Genomic DNA, 18,194 nt, shown 5'->3' with positions numbered 1-18,194 from the left:
GCCGAGTCCGGGCCGCAGCGGACCGCACGCCACGATCATGATGACCGCGCGCCGGATCGGTGCGGCGCTCGCGGCGGGGTACTGACCGCACCGACCACGCCCTGCGCCCCGAACACACTCTGCGCACCCGAACACATTCCGGGAAAGTAGCTCGTCGATCCCGGGAACCTTTGTGCACCGGCATCCGACCACTCTTGCGGCTCGACTACATCTGACGGACGAGAGGCGGGTGGCGAACTGGCCGCTACCGTGGCGATCACCGGCGTGTTCACGCTGTGCGCGGTGATCTACCTCATGCGTGCGTGGCACTCGCCGACCCCACTGACCCGATTTGCCGGAATTCTGCACGTCCTGATGGCCGTCGCGATGATCGCCATGGTCTGGCCGTGGAGCGCGCAGGCGGCACCGATCGTGTCGGTACTCGTGTTCAGCGGTGGCGCCCTGTTCTTTGCCCATCGCGTGGTCGTCGACGCCGATGCGACGCGACGTCACCTGCTGGTGGGTTCCTACGACGCGGCCATGATGGCGTCGATGGTGGTGATGTCGGTGCTGATGTCGGTACCGGCGACGGTGAGTTCCGGCTCGGCGGAGGCGAACTCGGCCCAGGGTTCGATGCCCGGTATGGGCTCGATGAGCGGTATGGGCGTGCCGGGTACCGCGGGCTGGGCGCAGCCGACCGGCGTGACGGTGATCGCCGCGGTCTGTGCGGCCGCCCATTTCGCCGCCGCACTGTGGTGGTTTTACGCGTTGATCCGTGGACCCGCGCGCCCGTGGGGTGAGGTGCTGATGGCAACCGGGATGGGCGTGGCATTCGCCGTCCTGATGTGAGACCCCGGTGCAATCGTCACCGGAATAGTGAAATCACGAGGGAACGAGGATATCGATGGTGAGAAGACGAGCGGCGTTGGTGCTCGCCGTGGCGGGAACCGTGGTGGCGCTGATGATCGGCCTCTCCGCGACGGCGTCGGCGCACGTGAAGGTGGCGGGAATCGACGCCACCGAGGGCGGATACGGCGTGTTGACCTTCCGGGTGCCCACCGAATCCGACACCGCATCGACCACCGAACTGGCGGTGACCTTCCCGGACGACACCCCGATCATCTCGGTGTCGACGCAACCCAAGCCGGGATGGACGGTGCAGGTGGTCAAGAGGAGCCTGCCCACGCCGCAGAAGGACGACGACGGCAACGAGATCACTCAGTATGTCTCCCAGGTGATCTGGAAGGCGCAGACCCCGCAGGCCGCCATCGCGCCGGGGAGCTTCGACACATTCAGCGTGTCGGCGGGACCGCTACCCGACAAGGCGACGCTCTCGTTGCCCGCCCAGCAGACCTACAGTGACGGCACCGTCGTGGACTGGAACGAGAAGGCGGTCTCCGGTCAGGCCGAGCCCGAGCATCCGGCGCCCGTGCTCTCCCTCGCCGCCGCATCCGGTGGACACACGAGCGATCAGTCGATGTCGGACGACTCGAGTTCGTCACCGTCGTGGCCGGGTATCGCCGGATTGGTCATCGCGATCACCGCCCTGCTGGTCGGGGTGGCCAACCTCGCGCTGATTCGCAAGGGGCGTTCATCGAATTGAGGTGGCGCAGCGCACTCCTGGTGTTGGCCGGGGTGGTGTGTGCGTTGGTGATGGCCACTCCCGGGCTGGCCGGCGCACATGCCACCTTGGTCTCCAGCGTGCCCGCCGACGACTCGCGAGTCGCCAATTCGCCGTCACAGGTGGCGCTGACCTTCGACGAGAACATCAGCGTGGGAGCCGATCCCGCGCGTGTCATCTCGGCACAGGGTGATCGCGTCGACACCGGCACGCCGCACCTGACCGCGGCCGGCAACACCCTGGTCATCCCGGTGCGCCCCGATCTGCCGGCCGGAAGCTATTCGGCCACCTGGCGAGTCATCTCCGCCGACACCCACGTGGTCACCGGGTCCATCGTGTTCGGCGTGCGGGCCGATCCCGGGGCGCCCGCACCGGCGGCACCGCCGGTCGCCGCCTCGGTCACCGCACTCGATCGCGCATCGCAGGCGCTGCTCTACGCGGGCCTGGTGGGCAGTGTGGGTCTCGCGGTGGTGTCGCTGATGCTGTATCCGGGAACGTTGGCGCTGAAACGATTCCGGTGGACGGTGGCGCCGAGTTGGGTTCTGGCGGTGCTGGCCTGTGCGGGTACGGTACTCGTCCGGGCTGCAGAAAAGGCAGATGTCGGTGTGGGCCAGGCGCTCTCGGGATCCGTACTCTCCTCCGGTCTCGACGGTGGCGATACGAGGGCGGTGCTCATCAGATCCGCCCTGGTCGTGGTGCTCGGGCTGGTGCTGTTCGCGACCCCACGCCGGCGAGTCCCAGAAGCGTTGAGCGCAGCGCTGATCGGGGCCTGCGGGCTGGGTGTCGCCGTCACTGTCGCCGCAGACGGCCATGCGTCGGTGGGGGATCTGGTATGGCTGGCCATGCCGGTCACCATCCTGCACGTGGTGGCGATGACGCTCTGGCTCGGCGGACTGCTCTCGATGGTGCTGATCCTGTTGTCCGGCAACCGCTCCCGCTTTCCGGCCACAGTGGCATCCAAATCAGTGGCATCCGAACCGCCGGCACCTGAACCGTCGGCACCTGAGCTGCTGACACCTGCCGTGTTGCACCGCTGGTCGAGGTGGGCGTTCACCATGGTGGTCGTCCTGGTGCTCTCCGGGGAATTCCAGGCGTGGCGGCAGATCTGGCCGGTGCAAGCGCTGTGGGACACCACCTACGGTGTCGTGCTGCTCGTCAAGTCGGCTCTCGTACTGGCGATGCTCGGCCTGGCGGCATATGCGCGTCGTCGCCTCGGCCTCAGCCGTCTTCGACGTTCGGTGCCGATCGAGATGGCATGCGGCATAGCCGTCCTCGTCGTCACCTCCGTCTTGGTCACCGAACCGCCCGCGCGCACGACCTACGGTCCGCCGATGCAGGTGGCGGCCCCTCTCGACGACGGCTCGGCGCAGGTGTCGGTGTCGACCACGCGCCGCGGCCCCACCGTGGTGGACGTGGCCCTCGACGACGGTCACGGGACGCCGATCCCGGCCCGGTCGCTGCGCGCCACGTTGTCCTCGGAATCGGCGGGGATTCCGTCATTGGCTCTGAGATTCGTTGCGGCCCAATCGGACACAACTGTCGCGAGTTCGTCCGGGGCGGCTCGCTGGCGCAGCGTCGCGGCGTCGGTTCCCGTCGCCGGTGCGTGGACGTTGACGCTGACCGTGCAGTTCAGCGACACCGATGCGCGGGTCACCACCGTCGGGTTTGTGGTCTGGTGATCGCCCGGTCTGTTGGTGCCCTTGCGATGGGCCCCGCATGGTGAGGTCACCGCGCGGGGGTGCGCGTTCCGGCAGTGGAACCCGACCTCGCCGAGCACGGGGGAAGTGGGAAGTCAGATCAGCGTCGACCAGTAATCCCAGAAGTGCACACCGATCGCGACGATGATGATCGCGTACCACAGCGGCAACAGAACCCACAGCCAGCCGCGAAGGTCGCGGGCGCGTGGTGAGTCACCGAAAAGTCTTCCGGCGCTGAGGATCAGCAGGATGGGCGTCAGCGTCCACACCACCATGCAGTAGGGGCACAATGCGTTGATCCGGTAGATGCTCTGGAAGGCGAGCCAGTTGACGAAGACGAAACCCAAGGCGAGCCCGAGTGTTTGACCCGCCCAATACCACCGCGGCAGCCAAACGCGGGCGGTGGTGAGCACGCCGGTCACGATGATCACCGAGAAGGCGGCGATACCGATCAGCGGATTGGGGAACCCGAAGACACGAGCCTGCTCGGTGACCATGACCGAGCCACAGGACAGCACCGGATTGATGCTGCAACTCGGCACGTACTCGGGGTTGATGAGCAGTTCGATGCGCTCGATCGTCAGCGTCGCCGCCGAGATGAATCCGAGGACACCGAGAATCAGGATCACGATGCCGGTCGCGGTGGACACGTCGGGGCGCTGAAGCCACCACGGCCGGTCATCGGTGATCACGTCGGCGGCGATCAGCTCGTCGTCGGGCGGTTCGACCGCCGGTGCCTCAGGGTCCGGGGTGGTGCCGGAAGGAGAGGTGGTGCTGCTCATTGCTGGTCGCTTCGTCTCGGGGTGGATTTACTGTGCGGTGCCGGCGGCCTGATTGATCTGGGCGAGGAAGGCATCGGGCCCCAGCTGGATGTTGAAATCCTGACCGTTGATCTTCACCGTTGGCGTTCCTTGGACCTGGGAGGCCGTGGTCTCCTGACCGACCCAGTTCTTGAACTGGCCGTCGGAGATGCACTCCTTGACGTTGGGTGCGCCCGCCTGGTTGGCGAAATCAGCGAGCTGATCGTCGGTCAGACCGGACCCGTTCTCCTCGGGCTGATTCGCGTACAGGATGTTGTGGAACTTGAGCCAGATGGCGAAGTTGTCGGCGCCCTTGGTCGCCTCGGCCACACACGCCGATGCATTGGCCGCGCGGGTGGAGTAATTGGTGGTCGACATCCGGTCCAGGATGGCCACCGGCTGATAATCGATGGCGACCTTGGGATTGCTGCGCACCTGCGTCAGCGCGTCGCTGTAGACCTGCTCGAACTGCTTGCAGACCGGGCACTGGAAGTCCTCGTAGATCTGCACGGTCACCGGCGGGGTGGTGCCCTTGGGTGCGGTGGTGACGCGGAACGAGCTGTTGGTCGCGACCGACGGCGCGGTCGCGTCACCCGTGGAGGACTTGTTGGTGAGGATCACCGCGACGGCGACGATGACGGCGATGACGACGATCGCAACACCCGCCCCGATCTTCATGAAGAGCGAACGGCGCCGTTCGGCGGCTCGCGGATCGACGATCGGCTTCCGGCGTTTGTCTGCCACTTTTTGTCTCCCTGGTCCACGGGTTCTCCGGCGTCGGTGTCGGGCTCCGGTCGGTCTGCGCAGGACCGGAGGACCGCCATGCCGGTGTTCAGGGTACTGGCAGGAATCTGAGGAGCATCTGAGCGGTAGGGGCCGGTGGGACGTTGGTCCCGGGTGGTTCTCGTCACGTGACGCCGATGCGGGCCTCGGCGGCGTGGTCGGCTCGCCTACGCCGCGTCGTAGACTGACGACGATGCCGTCTCGCAGCGGCGTTGCTAGGAGACCTTGTTGTGACCGCCCCTGACGATGCCCACGCCGATCCCGGCGTGTCGCCGACCTCGACCGACGCCGCCGCGACCGTCGACACGGCGCCTGCCGGAACCCCGCCCGCCGGGACCGCTGTTCCCACTGACAATCCGGCGGCCGCCGGTGCTGCGTCTGTGGGGACGGCACGACGATCGAACGTCGCCGCGGTGCGCTGGGTGGGCGCGGTACTCGCCGCCGGATTGCTGGTCGTGGTCCTCTACGCGCTGGTGTCGGGTCCGACCCGCCACATCGAGCGCGGCGACCCGTACCCGGGTCTGACCACCGCGGTACTCGATGTGGCCGGATACTTCGTCGGCGCCACCCTTGCCGCGCTGTGTTTGGGAGCATTGGCGTTCGTGGTCGCCGGGTCGCGACCGGATTCCGACGGCATCATCGACGCCACCGTCTATCGCGCACACCTTTTCGTCTCGCGCGCAACGCCGGTGTGGGCGGTGGTGGCCTGGCTGATGGTCGGCGTCGCCGCATCCGACGGGTACGGTCTCCCGCTCGGCAAGCTCGTGTCGTCGGGAACCCTGTTCGAGGCGATCGGCATCAGCGAGGAGGCGGTGGCCTGGCTGGTGGTCGCGATCTTCGCCACCATCGTCGCGATCGCCGTCCGATTCTTCCTGTCCTGGATTGCGCACGCGGTTCTGCTGATCCCCACCGGAATCGCCGTCGCCGCGTTGCCGATGGCCGGCAACGGTGCGCAGGGACCCAACCACGATTACGGCACCAGCCTGGTGATCGTCCTGGTGCTGGCCATGGCCGTCTCCATCGGATACCGCGTCGCGTACGTGGCCGCCCCGACCGTGACGCCCGAGGCCGACCGGGCGATCCTCGAACGCCGGCACACCTGGATCGTCGGCGTCGCCGACGTGCTGGCGCTGATCTCCGGGGTGATCCTGATCGCGTTCCTGGTGCCGGTGCGCTACCTGTTCACCACGACCTTCGGGGTGACCTCGGTGGTGATGGTGGTGGGGTTGATCGCGGCCACCGCGTCGAGCGTCGTCGCGCTGCGGTCGGCGTCCGGCGCGACACGGCTGTGGCGGATCGAGATGGCGGCCGTCGCGGTGATGGCGGCGGTGTACGTGTGCTGGGCGATCATGGACACCCGGGTGGCGCCCGGCCTGCTCGCGCACCCATTCACCGCGTGGGACGTGTTCCTCGGCTACGAGTTGCCGGGACCGCCGACCGCGTGGCGGCTGGCCACCTTCTGGCGATTCGACTTCCTCGTCGGTACCGCGGCCATTGCCGCGGCCGTGCTGTACGGGATCGGGGTGTTGCGGCTGCGTCGCCGGGGTGACGAGTGGCCGTGGGGTCGCACCCTCTCGTGGATGCTGGGCTGTCTGGTCCTCGTCGTCGTGACCGGGTCGGGGGTGCGCGCCTACGGTTCGGCGATGTTCAGCGTGCACATGGCAGAACACATGGCGCTCAACATGTTCGCGCCGGTGCTGCTGGTGCTCGGTGCGCCGGCGACCCTGGCCCTGCGCGCTCTGCCGACGGCCGGTTCGCGCCCACCCGGGCCGCGCGAATGGCTGCTCTGGGTGCTGCACTCCAAGGTGACCAGGGTGCTGTCGAATCCGGCGGTCGCGTTGCTGTTGTTCGTGTTGTCGCTGTACGTGGTGTACTTCACCGCCATCTTCGGCACGTTTGTCCGCTACCACTGGGGTCACGTGCTGCTGACGATCCACTTCATCATCGTCGGCTACCTCTTCTACTGGGTCATCATCGGCATCGACCCCGGACCCCGGCGCATCCCGTACCTGGCGCGCATCGGATTGCTGTTCGCGGTCATGCCTTTTCACGCGTTCTTCGGTATCGCGCTGATGACGATGTCGTCGGTGACCGGTGGCGAGTTCTACAGCCAGCTCGGTCTGCCCTGGGTCACCGATCTGCTGCACGACCAGTGGCTCGGCGGGGCGATCGCGTGGGGCGCCAGCGAGGTCCCGGTGGTGCTCGTCGTCATCGCGATCGTGACGCAGTGGGCCAAGTCGGATCGACGGGAGGCACGCCGGGCCGATCGGCATGCCGAAACCTACGAGGACTCCGAGCTCGACGATTACAACAAGATGCTCGAGGAGCTGGCCCGGACACGTCGCTGAGGCGGAGCCGGTGCTGTGGCTGAGGCGGAGCCGGTGAATGTGCCGGGCCGGAGCCTGACTTGACCGTGACGGGACAATGGATTCATGCGGTGCGAGGTCGCGCGGGAGGCGCTGTCGGCGCGTGTCGACGGAGAACGGGAGACCGTTCCGTCGGCGCGTGTGGACGAACACGTGGCCGGATGCGCCGACTGCGCGCAGTGGTATCAGGCGTTGCAGCGTTTCACGATTCCCGAGATCGGTGAGCCGCTGCGGGTGGTGCGTGGTAACGAGGGCCCCGATCTCGTCGAGATGATGATCGCGGCGCACGCAGACACCGCTGCGCCGCCGACGCGGGGGAGCGAGAGTTCTTCGCGCACATGGTGGTTGATGGCCGGTGGTGCGGCCTTCGCGTCCGGTGCGCTGGCCGTGTCGATGGTCGTGACCCATGGGTCGGTGGTGACGATCTGCTTGTTTGTCGCCGCGATGCTGGTGACCGTCGGGTTGACGGTGCGCGCCCGGCGGTGACGTGGGCTGGTCCCCACCGGCGCGCCGTGTTCTTCCCGAAGCAATCCGTTCGTCCGCGGGAGATTTCCCGGGGAAGAACGAAACGCTAGCGGAAGAACAGCGGGTGCCCGCCCGTCAGCGTCCGTGGGAGCTGAAGCCGCTCAGCGTCGGGATTCGCCGAAGTGTTGCAGCCGCAGGCTGTTGGTGACGACGAACAGCGACGACAGCGCCATCGCGGCTCCGGCGATCAGCGGGTTGAGGACGCCGAGCGCCGCGATGGGGATCGCGGCGACGTTGTAGCCGAACGCCCACACCAGGTTGGTGCGGATGGTGCGTTGGGTGGCCCCGGCGAGGCTGAGGGCGGCCGGTACGGCCCGGAGGTCGTCACGGACCAGGATGACGTCGGCGGCGCCGATGGCGACGTCGGTGCCGCGGCCGATCGCGAGCCCGAGGTCGGCGGTCGCGAGTGCCGGGCCGTCGTTGATGCCGTCGCCGACCATCGCGACCGAATGCCCCTCGTCCTGCAGCGCGCGCAGGGTCTCGACCTTCTCATCGGGCAGTACCTCGGCGATGACGTCGTCGACGCCCACCGCCTCGGCGACCGCACGGGCGGCGCCTTCGTTGTCACCGGTCAGCAGGATCGTGCGCAGGCCGGCGGCCTTGAGCGCGGCGATCGCCGTGGCCGCCGACGTCTTGATGGTGTCGCCGACAGCGATGGCCGCGGCGGGCACATCGTCGACGACGACGTAGACCACGGTCTTGCCCTGTGCTTCGGCGTCGCGTCGGGCGCGGGCCAGCTCGGCGGGCACTACCAGCGCATGCGAGGCCCACCGCGGCGAGCCGACGCGGACCCGGTGGCCGTCGACGACGCCGCTGACGCCGCGTCCGGGTTCGGTGGTGAAGTCGGTGACCTCGGCGCGGTGTTCTTCGGTCACCGCGGCGGCGATCGCGGCGCCGACGGCGTGTTCGGAGGCCGCCTCCACCGCCGCGGCTCGTGCGAGGACCTCCTCGGCGTCGAATCCCGGTGCAGGATGGATCGATTCGACCGACAGTGTGCCCTCGGTGACGGTGCCGGTCTTGTCGAAGACGACGGTGTCGATCAGCCGTGAGGTGTCGAGGGTCTGGTGGCCCTTGAGGAAGATGCCGAGCTGCGCACCGCGTCCGGTGGCCACCATCACCGCGATCGGTGTGGCCAATCCCAGTGCGCAAGGGCAGGCGATGATCAGCACGGCCAGGGCCGCCGACACCGCGCGGTCGGCGGGCTGACCGAGACCCAGCCAGACGGCCAGGGTCACCAGGGACAGGGCCACGACGATCGGGACGAACACCCCGGCGATCCGGTCGGCGAGGCGTTGGGCCCGGGCCTTGCCGGACTGGGCCTCCTCGACCAGCCGCATCATGCCGGCGAAGGCGGTGTCGGCGCCCACCGCGGCGGCCTCGACGATGAGCCGTCCGTTGAGGACGGTGGTGCCGCCGACGACGGCTTCGCCGGGGGTGACCTCGACAGGCCGGGATTCACCGGTCATCGCGCTCATGTCGATGGCCGCGCTGCCCTCGATCACCAGGCCGTCGGTGCCGACGGTCTCGCCGGGCCGCACGACGAAGCGTTGCTCTTCAGAGAGTTCTTCGGCGGGGATGCGCATCTCGCGGCCGTCGGACAGGAGCACCGCGACGTCCTTCGCGCCGATCGCCGCGAGCGCCCGCAGTGCGCCACCGGCTCGTGAGCGGGCGCGCGCCTCGAAGTACCGGCCGGCCAGGACGAGGACGGTCACACCGGTGGCGACCTCGAGGTAGATCGAGTCGCTGCTCCAGATGGCATCCCACACACCGTGGGTGGTGGCGTTGGGGTCGGTGGTGAACATCGAGTACAACGACCAGCCGGTCGCGGCCAGCACGCCGAGGGTGACCAGCGTTTCCATGGTCGCCGCCCCGGTGCGCAGATTCTTCGCCGCGATCCGGTAGAAGGGCCAGGCACACCAGGTGACGATGGGTGCGGCCATCGCGATGAGCAGCCACTGCCAGCCGGTGAACCGCGTCGAGGGCACCACCGCGAACACGATGGACAGGTCGGCGAGCGGCACGAACAGCACCACCGCGACGGCCAGTCGCCGGAACAGGCGTTTCGCGTCGGCGGCGTCGGTGTCGGGAATCGTGGTGGGCACCTGCGGGCGGGGGGTCGCGCCGTAGCCGGCCTTGTCGACGACGGCGCAGAGGTCCTCGGTGCTCACCTGTGCCGGCGCCTCGATGGTCGCCACCCGCGTCGCGTAGTTGACCGACGCCTTCACGCCGTCGACCTTGTTGAGTTTGCGCTCCACGCGAGCCGCGCATGCCCCGCAGGTCATGCCGGTGACGTCGAGCTGACGCCGCTGGTCGATCGCCGGGTCGTCGGCCCCAGTGGCACCGGGGTTCGCAGCGGCACCGGAGTTCGCAGCGGCACCGGAGTTCGCATCGTGGTGGGGATTCACGTCGTGCAGGGTGGTCACATCATCCTCGATCTCTCGCCTCCGGCGTCCCGGGTCACCTCGCCTCTCGGGACCGTCGGAGCCTCACGCACACTCGTCCTCAGGATAGGTCGGTGACGTACACCGTCTGGTTCCCGGCGAGTCGAGTGGTCTGCGTCACAGTGCGAGATGGAGGTGCGACGTCAGGCCTCAGACCGATCGACGGTGCGGTGTCGACGCGGCGATCAGGTATTCGCGAGCCCGGGCGACGCGGGAGCGGATGGTGCCGATCGGGGTGCTGGTGACCTCGGCGGCTTCCTGATAGGACAGGCCGAGGATCTGGGTGAGGACGAGCGCTTCACGACGTTCGGCGGGCAGATCCTCGAGGAGGAGGTTCACCTCCACCATGTCCTCCCAGCGGGGACGGGAGGTGCGGGCCTCGGCGGCCGAGATCCAGTCGACGCCTGGACTGACCCGCGGGCGCGACCGGTCGTGCCGGACCTCGTCGGCGCAGACCCGTCGCGCGATCGACAACAGCCACGTCTTGGCGCTGGCCTCGGCCCGGAAGCGGGAGATGCTCTTCATCGCCCGCAGATAGGTCTCCTGGGTGAGATCGTCGGCGGTGCTCGCGTGCCCGAGGTGCGCGATGAACCGCCAGACGTCCTTCTGTGTGGCGCGGATGAATGCCGTCAGCGCCGCCCGGTCGCCGGTTGCCGCGCGCAACGCGGCACGCGTCAACTCGTCGTCGGGGCAGACATCCATGGCGCACACCCTATCGGGTCGGCGAACCGTGTCCGGCGTCCCACCCGCGCACCGGTCATCGGTGCACCGCCGCCCGGCGTGCCCGCTGCGGGATGTCTCACCCCCGAGCACCCCAGTGGTGCAGCACGCCGGTGTAGCGCTTGGGTGGTGGCGAGGCGAACTCTCCGGACGCGGTACCGGTCCGCAGCCCCATCGCCGCCATCGCCGAGAGCATGCCGACCCCCGCGGCGACCCCGTCGACGACGGGCGCACCGATCTGCGAGGACATCCGCGCCGCCAGATCGGCCATGCCGGCACAGCCCAGGACGATGGCGTCGGAGCCGTCGTCGGCGAGTGCCTGCGCGCAGGCCTTGGCGAGGATGGCCTCGGTGTCGGGGTTGGATTCGAGGTCGAGCACCGGGATCTCGCACGCGTGGATACCGAGACAGCGATCGCTGAAACCGTAGTGCGAGACCAGGTCTCGTGCCCTGCCAATGGTGCGCGACAAGGTGGTGACGATGGAGAACCCGCGGCCGAGCGGGGCCGCGAGATGTACTGCGGCCTCGGCGATTCCGAGTACCGGTGCGACGGCGACCTCGCGGGCCGCATCGAGTCCCGGGTCGCCGAAGCAGGCCAGCAGGTAACCGTCGGCGTCGGGGTGGGCGGCGATCGCATCGAGGACGCCGGGCACCGCGAGCGCCTCGTCGTAATGACTTTCGATGGATTCGGGGCCGGTTGCGGAGGTGACCGCGACGATCTCGGCGTCGGCCCGTGCGACGGAGCGGGCGGCGGCCGAGATCACCGCGGTCATCTCTGCGGTGGTGTTGGGATTGATGACGACGAGCCTCATGTCAGCGAGTTCACCATGTCGATCGGTCCCGCTGCCACCGGCGTCGTCATGCTGTCGTCACCGACGCGGTGCCCCCGTCGTCCTCGCCGTCGCCGACCGAGACGGTGGTCGGCTGGTCGTCGAGACTCATCGTGCCGTCGGCTGCCACCGAGATGTCACTGGTCGAGTGCGCGGTGACGCCGCCCGGAGCCGCCGCGCGCCCGTACACGAATTCGTTGGGCGCCAACCGCATTCCGAGGTAGTAGATGACCAGCCCGGCGCCCGCGCCCATGAACCAGGTGAAGCTGGCCTCGTAGGCGGTGCCCCAGATGACGAAGGAGATAGGCAGGATCGAGGCGAGGATCACCGAGATCACCGCGACCGGATTCCAGCCGTTGCGGTAGAAGTAGGCGCCTTCGGGCTTGCGGGTGAACAGGTCGTCGACCACGATCTGTTGCTTTCTGACGAGATAGAAGTCGGCGATCAGGATGCCGAACAGCGGTCCGATCACCGCGCCGAGCGTATCCATCGTGTAGTGGATCGCGCTGGCGTTGTTGAACAGATTCCACGGGGTGATGAGCACCGAACCGACCGCGGCGATCATTCCGCCCATCCGCCAGGTGATCTTGGTCGGTGCGACGTTGGAGAAGTCGAAGGCGGGGGAGACGAAGTTCGCGACGATGTTGATGCCGATGGTGGCGATGGCGAAGGTCAGCACGCCCAACACGGCGGCGGTGGTGTTGTCGATCTGGTCGACGATGTGGACCGGGTCGGTGACGATCTTGCCGTCGCTGTCCCGGCCGATCACGGTGGCGCCGGCCGAGACCGTGCAGACCACGAGGAGGGAGAAGAACAAGAAGTTGACCGGCAGACCCCAGAAGTTGCCCTTCTTGACCTCACCGAAGGTCTTGCCGTAGCGGGAGAAATCGCCGAAGTTGAGCATCGGGCCCGAGAAGTACGACACCACAAGGGCGAACGCACTGATCATCGCCGTCACCGACGCCCAGCCGGTGGTTCCCGACCCTTCCGACAGATCGAAGTGGACATTGCTCCATCCGGCCTTGACGATGAGGTACGCCGCCAGCGCGATCATCACGACATACACTGCAGGACCGCAGAAGTCGATGAACTTGCGGATGGTGTCCATGCCGTTCCAGAAGACGATCGCCTGCAGCACCCACATCAGGACGAAGCCGGCCCAGCCCAACGGCGACAGACCCAGGAACGAGTGCGTTCCGGTGTCGCCGTACTGCTCCAGGGACGGCCAGAACTTCAACGCCAGCAGGCCGAAGGCGACTGAGGCGAGATAGGTCTGGATGCCATACCAGACCACCGCGATGACACCGCGGATGATCGCCGGGATGTTGGCGCCCTTGACGCCGAAGCAGATTCGCGTCGTCACCGGATAGGGCACGCCTGCTTTCTGCGAGGGCTTGGCGACGAGATTGCACAGCAGATTGACCGCCACGATGCCGACGAGCAGTGCCACGAGGACCTGCCAGGCGGCGATGCCGAGCGCGAAGAGGCTACCCGCGAACACGTATCCGCCGACGCTGTGTACATCGGACATCCAGAACGCGAAGATGTTGTACCAGGTCCACTTCTGCTCTTTGAGCGGAGCGAGGTCCTCGTTGGTCAGAGATGGGTCATAGCCGGGCTTGATGACACTGTCGCCCGCGGCGCTGTGATGCGTCTGCGCCGCAGCGGAGTCGGTGGTTGCGGACATGGGATTGGCTCCTCACACGAATGGTTGAGGAACAACCTACGAACGCATTGTTACCCGACGATTACTCGACGGATATATTCTCCCCGGCCGTCAGGTGATTCGGCGGCGGCGCTCCTCGGCATTCGGTGGCGCCAGCGACACCTCGGGTTCGATGCCGCGGAATTGTTCGAGACCCTCGATTCGGGGGCCGTCCTTGGTGGCGTGCTCCCAGAGCTGATTCTGCAGCGCCGTGGCCTTCGCCGCGACCGCGCGTGCGGCTTTCTGTGTGGCCTCGGTGACCGAGGCGGCCAGTTCGTCGGGGGTGACGGTGTGCAGATCGTCGAGGTCGATGTGGGTGTCGATGACCACGCCGCGGGCATTGACCCAGATACGGACGTGCTCGTCGGATGACCACGCGTCGGCGGTGAGCGCGCGCAGACGCTCGGTGATCGCGGCGGTCTCGTTGCGGAATCGATGAACGCTGCCGGCGATCTCGTCGATGATCGATTCGAAGTCGAGAGGCGAACCCATGGCCGCCATTGTGCCCGGTGCGGCCGAACCGGGCGACCTGCCGCCGCCACGTCGGTGTGTTAGCTTCGATAACCAGTTGTGAGACGTGAATTCGACTGTGGGGGAAGAATGTCCGATTTCTGGATGCGGCCGGAGTTCGCCGGCGCCGCCGATCGGTTCGCCGAGGCCGCGAGCAGTATGTCCGAGCAGTCCGCCAAGCTCGACGAGGGCGGCGCCCCCTGGGGTGAGGACAAACTGGGCAGTGCGTTCTCGTCGAAGTTCGTGCCCGACCTGCATCAAGTACTGACCAACCTGTCGAACATGGCGACCAAGCTGAACAACGAGGGCGAGGCGGTGACGCGGGTCGCCGAGTCGGTCACGCGGGCTGATCAGGGTTTTGGTGGGTGATCGCGCGCGCCGTGGGGCGCGGCGGTGACCATCGGGTTGCCGGGCTGGCTGACGTGGCTCGGCGACAAGATGGGCGAGAAGTTCCCCGACGGTGACGAGGACGCGCTGCGCCGGCTCGCGCAGCAGTTCCGTGAGGTGGCCGACGGCCTGGAGTCGGAGTCGCTCTCGTCGACGCGCACGGCGATCTCGACGGCGCTCGACAACATCGAAGGTCGTACACGTGAGGCGATGGAGACCGAATACTCGTCGCTCACCTCGGGGGACGCGTCGATCCAGACGCTGGTCTCGCAGGTGCGGTCGTTGGCCGACGGCTTGGAGAACATGGGCACCGAGGTCCAGTTCACCAAGGAGATGTACATCGCGAACCTGATCGTGCTGGCGGCCACGATCGTCACGTTGATGGCAACCGCATGGCTCAACTGGTCGGCGCCGGCCGAGGTGGCGGTGGCCATCACCGCCACGCGCGCGGTGATCACGCGACTGGTGCTCGAGACGCTCGGGCGCATCGTCAGTGAGCAGGTGGCGCGCGTGATCGCCGACATGGCATTCAACATGGTGGTCGGCGCGGCCCTGAACACAGCGATCTCGTCCGGCATGGATCTGGCCGTCCAGGGAATCCAGAACCTGCAGGGCACACGGCACGGGATCGATTGGGGCCGTGTGGGTGCCGACGCCGAATCCGCGGCGATCACCGGTGTGCTCGCCGGCGGTGTGGGGGCAGGTCTGGGACGGATCGCCCCGAACGTCGACGGGGTGGTCCGCAACTATGCGCAGGGTGTGGTGGCCAACACCGCCGGAATGGTTGGGGCGCAGGAGATCACGACCGGGCATGTCGACCTGGGGTCGGCGGTACAGGCCGGGATGGTCTTCGGTGGTGTCGACGCGCTCGGCCGATCACTTCATGCCAACACGCCCGACACCGCCGGTGAGCAGCCGAATTCAGGTCTCGCAGAAGGTGAGTTGTCGCCCGATCTGATGGCCGAACTCCACCGGGGCGGGGCTTCGGTGGATACCGCCGGCGACACCGCTGGGGCACACCCGGAGTCGGGTACCTCGGCGACTGGTCCCGAGAGTCACGAGGCCGGTGACAGCACGGCTCGTGGTGTGCAGGAGTCAACGGGGGGAACCGATTCGGGCGGGCGCGCCACGGAGTCGGCCCCTCACCCGTTATCCGATGCCGGCGCGGGTGATCGGGGCGCCGCGTCCGGTGCATCGGCGGCGGGCCCGGCAGTGGCGTCGACGGCGTCGTCGGCATCCGGAAGTGGTACGGCGACGGCGGGTGACGCCCGGTCGGCGGGGGTGGCACCGAGAACGGATGCTTCGCCGCGTCCGAGTGCTTCGTTGACGTCGGGCGCGGACGGCGCCCGGTCGGGCGGGGGTGCGGGCACCCCGGTGGCCCGCATCGCCGATTCTCCGGTCACGCCCGTGACCCGATCGGAACCGGCTGTCGGAGCGGTGCCACCGGAGGGGGAGCGGGGCACGCCCGTCACCGATGTCGGTGGTGCGCAACCGACGCCGACGCCCACGCACGTGGGCGGCGATGAACCGGCACCCGGCCCCAGTGACCCACGGGCCGCGAACACGCCGACCGCTGATGAGTTGGGTGGCCCGAGTGGCACGAGCGCCGAACCGGACGACCGCGCCGGATCGGCCGGCACACCGCCTCCCGCGACACCCGCGCCCGACGCGCCGCCGGGTCGTGCCCATTCGACGGAGACGGCCGCAGACTCGGAGAGGTCCGGCGGTACGAGCCGGGACACCGCTCAGGTATCGAAGGACCCTGCCCGCCAACCGGAATCGGGAAAGAAGGCGCCGGAGCCGCGGACACAGGAGCCGCGGCCGTCGGGGGTGCCCGAGGAGCTCGGACGGCCACAGGCGTCGGACATCGACGGAGGGCGGCCGTCGCGTTCTGCGGGTGAGCCGGTAGCCACGGCGAAGGGCGACGGCGGCAACCCGCAGGCGGGCTCCGACGTCACAGACCGGGGGCTCGTGGGAGGTGGCGTGGCGCCCGATGGCCACACCGCGGCCCACGACGCCTACGAACCGGAGTCGGGAGCGGAGACGTGTGCCGCCGACGTGCTCGACTACCTGTCGGAGACGACCGGGCATGAGTTCGTGCTGCCCAACGAACCCACCGCGGAGGGGATCGCTGCGCGCGATCTGTTCGAGGCGATCGGCTCGGAGGCTCTGCCGGACTCGTACGCGCGTATCCACGACACTCTGCTCGACCTCGGTGACGGTGCGCAGGCGCTCATCGCGTCACGGTGGGCCGGCGATGCGGAGGGGCTGGGCGGACACGCATACGTTGCGGTCAACGATGGCGGGGCCGTCCACCTCGTCGACCCGGTGACCGGGGCGCGGTCGGGGTGGCCACCGCATTGGGGTGAAGAGAACGTCGGCATCGTCGTGGCGGGCTACTTCCACCCGGACGGTACTGCGGTTCACCCGTTGTTCGGGGAGGCAGGCCTGCATGCCGCGCTCGAGGTCGGTGAGGTCGGTGCCGGCCCGCGGTCACGGTGGATCGACCCGGGGCGTGGCGAGCCGGTCAGCGTGATCGAGCGGCGCGATCTCGGCGTTGGCGTTGACGGGACGCCGGTGCGCGAGAGGATATTCGATGAGTGGACCGCTCGTATTGAACCCAAACTGGATCCGGACGGGTTGGGAACGGAGCATGCCGATTACCGGGAGGTGGCCCGTCACGAGCGTGAACTGGAGTATCCAGTGGGTGCGCATCCGGTGTATCCGGAGAATCGGGTGATCGAGACGGTGACGGGTGTGGGTGGCAATGAGCTGACGTTGACCACCGCGTTCGGGGAGAACGGTTTGGAGGTGCCGGTGGGTGGCAAGGTGGTGATTGGTGAGGTGTTTGATCGGGTGGATCGGCCGGGTGCGGAGGTGGCGGCGCAGGAGTGGGCTGCGCGGGGGCAGGGTGTGCAGGAGGTGTTCGACACCGATCAGGGTGGGCATGTGTTCGGTTTCCGGTTTGTGTTGGCGCAGGGGTTGCGCAATATGTTCGCTCAGGATGGGCATTTCAATATGACGCCGTATCGGGTGATGGAGAATGAATGGGCTGATTTCGCCCGGTATGGGGCACGAGTGGAGGTGGACATCCAGTTGGGGGCGCCGGTTGTGGGGGCCAGACCTGAGGTGGTATCAACTCGTGGTCGGGCCTATGCAGCTAAGTCGAATGCCCTTCTACAAGAGGTGGATCTCGGCCACGAATTCCGTAACGATTCGTCGCAGCGGTACCGACGTAGATATTACAAGAAGCAAATTGAGGCGCTTGTCGCGGAGGCTGAAGGAGAGGTTTGACGATGACTGATTTGGAGGGCCTGCTGGATCGGTTGGGTGCGGAGCTTGCTGAGATTGTAGTGAATGCGCCTGGCGATTTGTCGGAGGGCCCGTGGGATCGATATATGTCGATAGATCACTTTAGCCCCGGACATAGGGTCGGTACGCAGGCAGCTTGGGTAGGCGGTGAGCGCATTCTGGACAGGCCAGCGGAAATCTCAATGAGCGAATGGACTCGCTTTTATAGGGTGGTGCGGGATTTTCGCCGTGAGTTTCCGGTTCCGTTGTGGTTGTTTGATGCGTTGGTGGTGGTGGTGGATCGGGAGCCGGTGCGGGGTGTGGTGCATGTGGTGTGTGGTGATGTGGCCGCGGGTTTTGAGGCGTCGATGGCGACGGCGGGCGAGGTGAAGGCACGGGCGATTGACATGTTTGGGGATTTGTCGGAGCCGTCGGTGGTGTGTGGTCGGCCGATTGTGGTGGGTGATGGTGGGTCGGCGGTGGATCGGGTGGCGGCGTTTGTGGCGGTGAGTCCGGTGTTGGGGTTTGTGGTGGAGGATG

At 67.5% G+C, this 18,194-nt stretch carries 14 protein-coding genes and 1 pseudogene; 8 read left to right on the top strand and 7 right to left on the bottom strand.

The features are described 5' to 3' along the window. The first annotated feature begins 249 nt into the window (after positions 1-249). The 3 genes from B1964_RS17790 to B1964_RS17780 are packed head-to-tail and all read left to right on the top strand — an operon-like array spanning position 250 to position 3,279. The gene (locus B1964_RS17790) at positions 250-828 is read left to right on the top strand and encodes a DUF5134 domain-containing protein (RefSeq protein WP_079930691.1); all 579 of its coding nucleotides are present in this window, start codon (positions 250-252) and stop codon (positions 826-828) included. A gap of 55 nt (positions 829-883) precedes the next feature. Then, the gene (locus tag B1964_RS17785) at positions 884-1,582 is read left to right on the top strand and encodes a YcnI family protein (RefSeq protein ID WP_079930690.1); all 699 of its coding nucleotides are present in this window, start codon (positions 884-886) and stop codon (positions 1,580-1,582) included. Then, positions 1,579-3,279 carry a copper resistance protein CopC gene (locus B1964_RS17780; RefSeq protein WP_253194051.1) on the top strand — a complete coding sequence of 567 codons (1,701 nt, stop codon included), beginning with the start codon at positions 1,579-1,581 and terminating at the stop codon, positions 3,277-3,279. The genes B1964_RS17785 and B1964_RS17780 overlap by 4 nt, the downstream gene beginning before the upstream one ends. A gap of 113 nt (positions 3,280-3,392) precedes the next feature. Here the strand turns inward: B1964_RS17780 and B1964_RS17775 are convergent, their stop codons facing one another. Then, the gene (locus tag B1964_RS17775) at positions 3,393-4,079 is read right to left on the bottom strand and encodes a vitamin K epoxide reductase family protein (RefSeq protein ID WP_079930689.1); all 687 of its coding nucleotides are present in this window, start codon (positions 4,077-4,079) and stop codon (positions 3,393-3,395) included. A 27-nt stretch (positions 4,080-4,106) separates the two neighbouring features. Next, the gene (locus B1964_RS17770) at positions 4,107-4,841 is read right to left on the bottom strand and encodes a thioredoxin domain-containing protein (protein WP_079930688.1); all 735 of its coding nucleotides are present in this window, start codon (positions 4,839-4,841) and stop codon (positions 4,107-4,109) included. Between the two features lie 269 nt (positions 4,842-5,110). Here B1964_RS17770 and B1964_RS17765 point away from each other — a divergent pair, with 269 nt between their 5' ends. Both B1964_RS17765 and B1964_RS31575 read left to right on the top strand, forming a co-directional pair. Then, on the top strand, positions 5,111-7,228 hold the full coding sequence (locus tag B1964_RS17765) for a cytochrome c oxidase assembly protein (RefSeq protein ID WP_079930687.1): 2,118 nt from the start codon (positions 5,111-5,113) through the stop codon (positions 7,226-7,228). Between the two features lie 84 nt (positions 7,229-7,312). Continuing rightward, a pseudogene (locus B1964_RS31575) lies at positions 7,313-7,420 on the top strand (zf-HC2 domain-containing protein); the annotation flags it as partial. A 452-nt stretch (positions 7,421-7,872) separates the two neighbouring features. Here the strand turns inward: B1964_RS31575 and B1964_RS17755 are convergent. From B1964_RS17755 to B1964_RS17735, 5 genes are all read right to left on the bottom strand, one after another. Beyond that, positions 7,873-10,194: a heavy metal translocating P-type ATPase gene (locus tag B1964_RS17755; RefSeq protein ID WP_079930685.1), complete on the bottom strand. Its 2,322-nt coding sequence runs from the start codon at positions 10,192-10,194 to the stop codon at positions 7,873-7,875. Between the two features lie 168 nt (positions 10,195-10,362). Continuing rightward, positions 10,363-10,914 (bottom strand): sigma-70 family RNA polymerase sigma factor, encoded by a 552-nt coding sequence (locus B1964_RS17750; RefSeq protein ID WP_020170427.1) that lies wholly within the window; start codon positions 10,912-10,914, stop codon positions 10,363-10,365. Between the two features lie 97 nt (positions 10,915-11,011). Beyond that, positions 11,012-11,743, bottom strand: a complete 732-nt coding sequence (locus B1964_RS17745) for an aspartate/glutamate racemase family protein (RefSeq protein WP_020170428.1) — start codon at positions 11,741-11,743, stop codon at positions 11,012-11,014. 46 nt (positions 11,744-11,789) lie between these two features. Further along, on the bottom strand, positions 11,790-13,448 hold the full coding sequence (locus tag B1964_RS17740; RefSeq protein WP_006367890.1) for an NCS1 family nucleobase:cation symporter-1: 1,659 nt from the start codon (positions 13,446-13,448) through the stop codon (positions 11,790-11,792). Between the two features lie 90 nt (positions 13,449-13,538). After that, the gene (locus tag B1964_RS17735; RefSeq protein WP_253194050.1) at positions 13,539-13,958 is read right to left on the bottom strand and encodes a YbaB/EbfC family nucleoid-associated protein; all 420 of its coding nucleotides are present in this window, start codon (positions 13,956-13,958) and stop codon (positions 13,539-13,541) included. Between the two features lie 108 nt (positions 13,959-14,066). Between B1964_RS17735 and B1964_RS17730 the strand changes: the two genes are divergently transcribed. The 3 genes from B1964_RS17730 to B1964_RS31095 all read left to right on the top strand — a co-directional run. Next, positions 14,067-14,345 (top strand): hypothetical protein, encoded by a 279-nt coding sequence (locus tag B1964_RS17730; RefSeq protein ID WP_079930683.1) that lies wholly within the window; start codon positions 14,067-14,069, stop codon positions 14,343-14,345. A 24-nt stretch (positions 14,346-14,369) separates the two neighbouring features. After that, entirely contained in the window at positions 14,370-17,657 is a 3,288-nt protein-coding gene (locus B1964_RS17725) for a toxin glutamine deamidase domain-containing protein (protein WP_079930682.1), read from the top strand. Between the two features lie 2 nt (positions 17,658-17,659). Beyond that, a partial coding sequence (locus B1964_RS31095; RefSeq protein ID WP_253194049.1) for a hypothetical protein occupies positions 17,660-18,194 on the top strand: 535 nt, incomplete at its 3' end.

Origin of the sequence: Gordonia sp. i37 (assembly GCF_002043085.1) — a bacterium.
GTDB classification, from domain to species: Bacteria; Actinomycetota; Actinomycetes; order Mycobacteriales; family Mycobacteriaceae; genus Gordonia; species Gordonia polyisoprenivorans.
Note: the sequence above shows the minus strand (reverse complement) of the source record. Positions and strands in the feature narration are given on the sequence as shown.